Annotated in this window: 5 protein-coding genes; all 5 read left to right on the top strand. The window is 45.0% G+C overall.

The genetic code is table 11. The features are described from left to right. Window positions 1–657 (top strand): outer membrane beta-barrel protein (locus VN105_RS12875; protein WP_325641467.1); only part of this gene is annotated, 657 nt, incomplete at its 5' end. Window positions 658–694: 37 nt separating this feature from the next. Then, window positions 695–1,438, top strand: coding sequence for a GLPGLI family protein (locus VN105_RS12870; protein ID WP_325641465.1), 744 nt, complete (start codon window positions 695–697; stop codon window positions 1,436–1,438). Between the two features lie 23 nt (window positions 1,439–1,461). Next, entirely contained in the window at window positions 1,462–2,274 is an 813-nt protein-coding gene (locus tag VN105_RS12865; RefSeq protein WP_325641463.1) for a helix-turn-helix domain-containing protein, read from the top strand. A gap of 145 nt (window positions 2,275–2,419) precedes the next feature. Next, window positions 2,420–2,794: a VOC family protein gene (locus VN105_RS12860; protein ID WP_325641461.1), complete on the top strand. Its 375-nt coding sequence runs from the start codon at window positions 2,420–2,422 to the stop codon at window positions 2,792–2,794. 104 nt (window positions 2,795–2,898) lie between these two features. Beyond that, window positions 2,899–3,165 carry a hypothetical protein gene (locus tag VN105_RS12855; protein ID WP_325641459.1) on the top strand — a complete coding sequence of 89 codons (267 nt, stop codon included), beginning with the start codon at window positions 2,899–2,901 and terminating at the stop codon, window positions 3,163–3,165. The last annotated feature ends 27 nt before the right edge of the window (window positions 3,166–3,192 follow it).

Genomic DNA, 3,192 nt, shown 5'->3' with positions numbered 1-3,192 from the left:
AGAAGCGTGGTGGATACCTCCGGTGTAACAACCAGCCAGTCGGTGAATGTGAACGGAAACAGGAGCGGGCGGTTTAATTTATATATTGGCTGGAAAATTAATCCCTGGGATCTGCGGGTAGGCGGTAGTACCAATGGAGGTTTGAACAGGAATGTAAATTATGTGAACGGATTACTGAATGTTACTAATTCATCCAATGCAGGACTGGGCATTAATGTGAGTAAGTATAAAGACAAAAAATATGAATACTCCTTTGAGGCCAGGGCGAATTTTAATAACAGCGTATCCTCTGTGAATAAAGCTTTACGCACTCAGTACTGGACTTACAATATTACTCCTAACGTAAGTTTTTTCCTGCCGCTTAAATTTGTGTTGCATGCGGACATGGATTACAACATCCGCCAGAAAACACCTGTGTTTACCACCAATAACAATGTGGCCATCCTGAATGCTTACCTGGCAAAGAAATTTGGTAAGAAGGAGCTGGTGCAGCTTAATTTCTCCATGAATGATATCCTGAACCAGAATATAGGCTTTAGCAGATCCGTGCAAACCAATACGATCAGCCAGCGGACCTACAGTACCATTGGCCGTTACGGCCTATTGTCTTTTATCTGGAACTTTAACAAGTTAGGTGCCGCCACCTCTAAAGAATGATGTTATGAATAATACCAGTATGAAAATTCGTGTGTGCATGGCTGTTATATTATGCGCATTTGCTGTTTTTCCTGCGCAGGCGCAGCATACCACTTTCTTAGAGCAGGGCCGGATAGAGTTTGAGAAGCGGGTGAACCTGTTTGCCCGTATGGATCAAATGAGTAAAGGCCAGGATAATTCATGGACAGATATGTTGAAAAAGGGGATGTCGCAATACCAGGTTACGTATTTTGATTACTCATTTTCACGCCAAACCTCCCTGTATAAGCCGGGAAGAGATAATCCTGATAACAAGAAGCCCATATGGGAATCGGCCCCTGCGGAGGTAAACGTAGTATATTCCCGGCTGGACAGTATGCAGAGTATTTCGCAGAAGCAGGTATTTGAGCAGATGTACCTGGTGAAGGATTCCATGCGGCAGATCCGGTGGAAGATCACCGATGAAACCCGTAATATCGCGGGGTTTGATTGCCGTCGCGCGAATGCGCTTATCATGGATTCTATTTACGTAGTGGCATTTTATACGGATGCGATTGTTACACCTGGCGGCCCGGAATCATTCAGCGGTCTTCCCGGTATGATCCTGGGAGTAGCCCTGCCGCATGAGCATATTACCTGGTTTGCCACCAAAGTATTGATAGATGATATCAAAGGGGAGGCACTAAAGCCGCCGGTAAAAGGCAAGCCTGTAGACAATAAAGGGCTGGTGGAATCCGTTTCAAAAGTATTGGGCAAGTGGGGGAATTATGGAAGTGCATATATCAGGGCAATTATGTTATAATTGCATATTGATTTAAACGGAAAATGACACCCATTTCCCATATTCGTACTTCATACGCACCTGTACAGCCATTTGTAGCACAACCGGAAGAAACGGTTGTTTACCGGGAGTTTTTGCCGGACCTCCGGCTGCAGGAGTATATTTACTGCTACTGGGAGCTCAGTACTACTTCCCCGCTTACAGCGCCTTTCCATTACCGGGTGGTAGCGGATGGTTGTATGGATATCTTTTTTGAACTGCAGGATCCGCGGCAGAGTTTTGTTATGGGATTCAGCGATGCCTACACCTGTTTCCCGCTGCAAGGGGATTTTAATTATGCCGGTATCCGGTTTTTGCCGGGCATGTTTCCCCGTATCTTCCCGGTAAATGCTGCCGGATTAAGTAAGCAGGCAACCGCCCTTGAAAGCGTAGTGCCGGCGGCAGCCCGTTTCCTGGCAGACCATTTTCATGAAAAAACAAGTATACTACAACTGAAGTCACTGTTGGATGGCTTTCTGCTGGAGTATATCAGCAAAGCATTGCCGGCAGACAACCGCCTGCTGGAGGCAGTGGATCTGATTATTCAGCAGGCAGGGATGATTACGCTTGAAAAGGACCTGCCTCCGGGGATCAGCTCCAGGCAGTTGCGGCGCCTGTTTGAGTGCTATATCGGCGATACGCCAAAAGCATTCAGTAAGGTAGTGAGGTTCCAGAAGATCCTGCAATCCACCCATTCTCCCCGGCATATCCGGAAAAACAAATCCTATCTCGATGCCGGTTATTACGACCAGGCCCACTTCATACGGGAATTTAAAAGTCTTTATGGCCTTACGCCTGCTAAGGTGTTCCGCAAGTAAAGTTGTCCGTTTTTTACAATTTATGATTCCCTGGCATGTCTAACTTTGCAGTCATAAAACCGCAACCTATATGAAAAGATGGCTGTTAGTGTTTATTTTTTTCTTTTTTATATCCAATATTTATTCACAGGTAAAACCCGGAAAAATGAAACTGAATGCAGGTATTATCACCGCCAGGTTAGCGGAGAGCAAGAAATTTTATACGGAGATATTAAACTTTGGAGTGTTGTTCGAAAACGAATTTTACCTGTTGCTGCATACACCGGACAAGCAGGCGGAGATCAGCTTTTTGCTGCCGGAGCATGCGTCGCAGCAGCCTTTATTTAAAACAGCTTTTAATGGTAAAGGGATCTACCTGACCATTGAGGTAGATGATGTGGACGAGGTATATGAAGCGATAAAAGCTAAAGGAGCAGATATAAAGATAGCGATCCGTAACGAGCCGTGGGGCGACCGGCATTTTGCCATACAAGACCCTAATGGCGTGGGTATAGACGTGGTAACGTATTCCCATCCATGACGTTGTTAACATAATTTTAAGTTAATGAAACCTTAAAAAGGCAGTCGCAGGCACTATACAGGAACCATTTTTGTTTTTAGAGGTTTGAACTAAAAATTTTAACCATGGCAAAGCAAAGCAAGGAAGCAGTAAAACAAGAAATCCAGGTATTGGCAATTGGCAACTACAAAAGTTATCCTGACGACTACGAAGTAGCATCTGCCACGGTTTCCCAGAATATACAATCATTGGCAAAGGGTTATTGGGACAGCCGGGAATATAAGGAAGTAGAGCGGGATGAGCGATTGGGCATCAATCTGGAAGATTATCAGCATTGGACAAAAGAAGCATATGATGAGTTTATGAAATCCAACCAGCAGTCCCTGAATTAGCTTCGTTCTTTTTAAACCGGGCCGCCT

The organism is Chitinophaga sp. (genome assembly GCF_035564935.1).
GTDB lineage: Bacteria > Bacteroidota > Bacteroidia > Chitinophagales > Chitinophagaceae > Chitinophaga.
The sequence above is the reverse complement of the archived record's forward strand: the minus strand, read 5'-3'. Positions and strand labels throughout refer to the sequence as shown.